General features: G+C 53.3%; 5 protein-coding genes. 1 reads left to right on the top strand and 4 read right to left on the bottom strand.

The genetic code is table 11. From position 1 onward, the window contains the following. On the top strand, positions 1-733 hold a 733-nt coding region (locus IGR76_17705; GenBank protein ID MBF2080293.1), incomplete at its 5' end, for an AarF/ABC1/UbiB kinase family protein. Between the two features lie 76 nt (positions 734-809). On the opposite strand, the gene IGR76_17700 is transcribed toward IGR76_17705, so the two are convergent. From IGR76_17700 to IGR76_17685, 4 genes are all read right to left on the bottom strand, one after another. After that, positions 810-1,718 (bottom strand): UTP--glucose-1-phosphate uridylyltransferase, encoded by a 909-nt coding sequence (locus IGR76_17700; GenBank protein ID MBF2080292.1) that lies wholly within the window; start codon positions 1,716-1,718, stop codon positions 810-812. A gap of 62 nt (positions 1,719-1,780) precedes the next feature. Then, the gene (locus IGR76_17695; GenBank protein MBF2080291.1) at positions 1,781-3,682 is read right to left on the bottom strand and encodes an ABC transporter ATP-binding protein; all 1,902 of its coding nucleotides are present in this window, start codon (positions 3,680-3,682) and stop codon (positions 1,781-1,783) included. A gap of 72 nt (positions 3,683-3,754) precedes the next feature. Next, positions 3,755-4,633 (bottom strand): SPFH/Band 7/PHB domain protein, encoded by an 879-nt coding sequence (locus IGR76_17690; GenBank protein ID MBF2080290.1) that lies wholly within the window; start codon positions 4,631-4,633, stop codon positions 3,755-3,757. 154 nt (positions 4,634-4,787) lie between these two features. After that, complete coding sequence (locus IGR76_17685) at positions 4,788-5,234, bottom strand: NfeD family protein (GenBank protein ID MBF2080289.1); 447 nt, start codon at positions 5,232-5,234, stop codon at positions 4,788-4,790. Positions 5,235-5,591: the final 357 nt, after the last annotated feature.

The following is a 5,591-nucleotide window of genomic DNA, read 5'->3' as shown; positions in this document are numbered from 1 at the left end:
GAATCCCCAAACGCGCACCGCACTCACAGAGATGATGCTGGCGATTGTGAGCTGTGATGCCCAGCGCTGCGCCCAACTTACCCTGCAACTCGCTGAGCCAATGCAGCCAGTTGATCTCCTGAAGCTAGAGAGTGAATACAGTCGGCTGCTCAGTCGTTACTATAACCTAAGCTTGTCAGAGTTAAATACGGCGGAGGCGTTCAGCGAGATTCTCCACGCGGCGACTCGAAACCATCTGCGGTGGCCGTCAAATATTGGGCTATTCACTAAATCGCTGGCAAACCTAGAGGGAGCGGCACGTCAGTTTAATCCGTCGATCAACGTGCTGGATGAGATTCGCCCCTTAATGACCGATTTGTTTCGGCAGCAGCTTGTGGGGGACGATCCGCTGCTGGCCTTGTTGAGAGCTGCTGTTGAGTTTCGCAATTTATCCCTGGAATCGCCGCGTCAGCTTGGCTTCCTGCTTGAACGGCTGAGCATGGAAACGCAGAAGTTTAACATTGACGTTCCTGCCATTGAAACCTTAAGTCGCACGGTGGATGAAGCGGCAAATCGGCGATCGCTCAGTACGTTAGTGGGAGCGCTGGTGGTAGGTGCGGCGATCGCCTCTACGCAAGCTCAAGTTCCTCAACTTCAGCTTCTCAGTGAAATTCTATTTGCGGCGGCTAGCTTTATTGGGCTGTGGTTGATTGTGAGTATTTGGCGATCGGGGGATTTTGGGGTGAAGAGGTAGAGAGGTGAAGCGGCGGAGAGGTGATGGGGTAGGTGAGTGAGGGGGTGAAGAGGGCTTTGAGGTTCGATGTCTTTGCTTATTCGGGTAGGCCGTATCCCATAATCGTTTGACGGTAATACTGGGGTTGACCGACGTCGAAGGAACGGCCATTGACGAGGTAGGCAGCTATTCCGCGATCGCGCCGTAGGCTTTCTAAGCAGGTGGTGAGCTGAAATTCGCCGCGATCGCGCCGATCGTGACGGATATCGTCTTCCAAATAGCGAAAAATCTCCGGTGGAAGCAGGTAGAGTCCGGATGCGGCTAGGACATGCTCATCAGATAGACCTTCCATGCGGAGATTCTGTTGTGCGTACTCGACGGTTGGTTTTTCGTAAATTTCTGTGATGTCGAGGAGGGAGGATGAACCCGATCGCCATCTTCCTGTCACACAGCCTCGATGGGTACAGTCCGTAATGGGAGCTGCTTCAACCCCAATCACACTCATGCCTACCGTTTGATACGCATCCACGATCTGACGGGCGCAGGAGTCGGAACGATTCGACCGATAGACGTGATCGCCCAGCATCAGTAAAAAGGGTTCACCAGCGACCCAATCCGCAGCACAGTAGACTGCATGACCGAAACCATCCTGAGTGTCTTGGGTCAGCATGGTGATGCGCTGACCGATGGCGAGGAGGGCGTCTAGTTCGTCGGCATATTTGGGCAACAGCTTGGCGCGATAGTCTCCGGTGGGTTCTGTTTTGAAAAAGTCTTCAAAGAGGGGGCGATCGCTCGCCTGCACCACAATACCGATTGACTCAATCCCGGCACTTAAAGCTTCTTCCGCGATCGCCAAAATCAGCGGCTTCGCCCGTCCCTCCCGATCCACAACCGGAAAAAACTCCTTCTTAATCGCTTTCGTAGCTGGAAACAGCCGCGTCCCATACCCCGCCGCCGGAATCACCGCCTTCTTCACCACTGAGCGATCGCCCCTCTCTTCCCCCAAACTCTCCACCTCTTTACCTGCGCACCTACCCACACCCCCATCACCCCATCACCCCTCCACTCCTACTGCTCCAACATTTGCAGCTTATACAAACTCGTATACAGTCCCCCTCGTGCCAGCAACTCCTCATGACTACCCGACTCCGCCAGAGAACCGTGCTTCAACACCAAAATTCGATCGACATTGCGAATCGTAGATAGGCGGTGCGCGATGATAATGGCCGTTCGTCCGACCAGGAGCCGTTCGAGAGCCTCCTGAATTTTGGCCTCAGTGCCCACATCCAAGTTGGCGGTGGCCTCATCCAGGACTAGGATAGACGGATTGCGAATGGCAGCACGGGCAAAGGCGAGGAGCTGTTTTTGTCCACCGGAGAGATTGGTTCCCCGTTCGCGGAGGGAGGTGTCGTACCCTTGGGGCAATTGTTCAATGAAGGCCGCGACGTTCGTTTGCTCGGCAGCCTGCTGGACGGCCTCTAGGGAGTAGTCTTCCCCGAGGGTGATGTTGCCTTTTACATCTCCGGCAAACAAAAAGCTATCCTGGAGAATCACCGCCATCCGTCGCCGCAGTTCTGCCTGGGGCATATCGCGGATATCGACGCCATCCAGCAGCACCCGTCCCTTAGAAATTTCATAGAGTCGGCAGAGGAGGCGAATGATCGAGCTTTTTCCTGCTCCAGTGGGGCCAACCAGGGCGACTTTCTCACCGGGACGAATCGTGAAATCGAGGTCTTTGAGGACATATTCATCCGGTTTATAGCCAAACCAGACGTGCTCAAACCGAATCTCGCTGGGGACGGGAGGTGCGATCGCTCTAGGCTGATCGACATCTGCGGGGAGTTGATGGGTGGTGGGCAGGGGATCGCGTACCTGAGCGTTTGCCAAGGCCGCTTGAGCCGTTACAGGTTCGGGATCGCGGATTTCGATCGGTTCGCTCATAATGTCGTGGAACCGTTCGAGGGAGGTGAGTCCGGCCTGGATCGCCGTGAACTTTTCGGCAAACTGACGCAGGGGATTAAACAAGCGCTGGGCAAAGAGAATGAAAGAGGTGAGAATCCCGATGTTCAGGTTATTTTGCAACACCAGGATGCCGCCAAGCCATAACACAGCGGCGATCGCCACAATCGAGATCCACTCCAACGTGGCCGAAATGGCAGAGTCGTGAAAGATGGTTTTATCGACTTCCGTGATGTAGCGCTGATTGGTTGACCGAAAGAGTTCGCTATTGAAGGTTTCTCGACGAAACAATTGCACGACATTTACGCCGAGGATATTTTCCTGAAGGTTGGCATTCAGAGCCGACAGTTCCTCGCGGGCGCGATAGTTGGCGATGCGGTACTGCTGCTGGAAGTAGATCACCAGGCCTGTAATCGGGATCAGGAGTAATAACAGCATCAGCGCTAACTGCCACTGCCGCACAAACATAATGATCAAGATAACGAGCATCGTGACCAAGTCGGTAATGATGCCAATGGCTCCGGTGGCAAACACATCGCCTAGAGCATCCACATCGCTCGTCAATCGGGTAATTAACCGACCAACGGGAGTGCGATCGAAAAAGCGAGAGGCTAACGACGTGACGTGATCAAACAAATCGTTGCGAATGCTAGCGGTGATCCGTTGTCCCACCTCCTGGACAAGATAGGACTGCAACCCTCGCAACACCAACTGGGTCAGGATCGTAACCGCAAGGAGGGCAATCAAGATATTGAGACCAGAGGAGAGCGATCGCCCCTTTAGAAAGCTCAAGGTTGGCTCATGGCGAATGAGGGAGACGGCCTCTCCAATCAGAATCGGCTGGATGGCATCGGCTAAGGCCAGCGGTAGTAGCAAAACCATCGAAATGGCTAGCTTACGCCCACTTTCCATGGCATAGGGCATAAGGCGTAGAAACAGTCGCCAATCGGTTTGGGTCGTGCGTCGCTGTTTCCGAAAGTCGATATTGTCTGCTGAGGGGGAAGCAGTCATGCAGGCTAGCCAGAAAAACGTCAGAACGATCATTGTATTTCACTCTAGCGTATTCCCCAGCCGGGATTGGCGCTATGCGTCTCCGCTGGTGGGAGGCTCCTTGGCAGGAGGGGGAGCTGGGTTGCCAGGGGAATTGGTGAAGTTAGACATACGGGGATCGGGCAGGATGAGTTCAGACATAGCCTCTGTTAATGCCTTGGGATCCATGAAAACGATTTTCGAGTTTTCGCTTGACCCTAGACGATAGTTCGCATCAACATATTTTTGAGCCAGAAGATAGCGCAGCACTTCCGTCAGCTCGCTTTGCCCCATCGCACTGGCAATGCGACGGATGGATTCAACCGTCCCGTCTGCTTCTTCAATTTGAGCCTGTTTTCGTCCTTCTGCCTCTGCAATGGTCGCCCGCTTACGGCTCTGAGCGGCGCGCTCTTGTTCTAGAGATTCCCGCACACGTTGAGGGATATTAATGTTTTGCACCTCTACCCGCAGCACCTTAACTCCCCAAGGTGTTGTGGCATCATCGAGTTGACGAAGCAGCGTATCATTCAGCTTGGCACGCGAAGAGTAGGTGTCTTCCAGCGCGAGTTGCCCAATTTCGGCGCGGAGGGTGGTCATCACCAGGTTAGACAGAGCGGTATCAATATCTTCTACCGCGTAGTAGGTGCGCTCTAGTTCTAGAATTCGCCAGTAGACGACCGCATCTACGGTCAAGGTAATGTTGTCGCGGGTGTTGACTTCTTGGGGGGGAATGTCAATCACCTGTTCCCGCGTGGTGTCTTGCCAGACGATGGTGTCTAGAATGGGTACCACAAAGTTGAGACCGGGCAGGAGCTTACGGTGGTAACGACCGAGACGTTCGACCAGTGCCTCGTTGCCTTGATTGATGATTTTGACCGACCCAATGGTGTAACCCACAACGAGGATAACGAGGGCACCCAGAATCGTTTCCATACCGCTTTATCTCCTACGGAATCGTGAGCGTGAGCCGAATCCGGCTTTTGCCGCTATTGTAGAGCGATCGCCCATCTGCTGCCATATAACGCTACATCTAGTTTACCGAAACTCAGATCACCTGTATTAGGGCGATCGCTTTCTATGCTTAATCTTAGCGAGGTGGCGGCGTAGGTAGGGAACTGGGCAGCACAATTAAGGTGTTTCCTTGACGACTCACGACCAGTACGGATGCACCGACATCAATGGCGACATCGGACATCTGACAACGGGCACGCCAGTTGGAACCGCTGTAGTAAACGTAGCCTTCTCCACCAGGCGGAATGGCTTCGTAAACTTTGGCTTCGGGGAAGGGTAGGAGTTCTTGGGATTCACGGGGTTCGAGGCCTCGCAGGACTAATGCAAGGCAAATGGATAAGATGCCCCAGAGCAATACTTGAACCGCAACCGACGGAACGGTTAGGGCAATGACAGAGGTGATCAGAGCAGCGATCGCCAAGGAGATAATACTGGGTTCTCCAACGAGCATTCCCAGGGTTAAGCCCACTAAGCCTACAGCTAACCAAACCAAGTGCGGCTGGCCTGAGAGTTGCTGAAACATGGGGGGTAGGCTCCTGATTGTTTAGGAATATCGCTGATGTACCTCCAGTCTATAAAGAGGAATGAGGGAGTGTTGAAATTGTTACTGAAACGCAAATTTTGGCGATGGTGCCTTTTAGGAAGAGGATCAAGGGGCGATCGCCTTACTCTGAGATCTGCGACTTCTGGTCAGTGTCCCAACATTGGCGTATTGGCATCACAAAAGAAGTTGCAGATCTGGATATCCTAAAGGGGCGATCGCTCGCCTGAATGCAAAATTTAAAGATTTTGTGGTTCAAAACTTATCTGTCCGGAAACCCTGAGCTCGACTTTATCCAATTGATCCAAAAAGGAAAGCAGCAAGCAGAATTCAGATGAG

Origin of the sequence: Synechococcales cyanobacterium T60_A2020_003, from assembly GCA_015272205.1 — a bacterium.
GTDB lineage: Bacteria > Cyanobacteriota > Cyanobacteriia > RECH01 > RECH01 > JACYMB01.
This window is presented reverse-complemented; position numbering and strand designations above follow the sequence as displayed.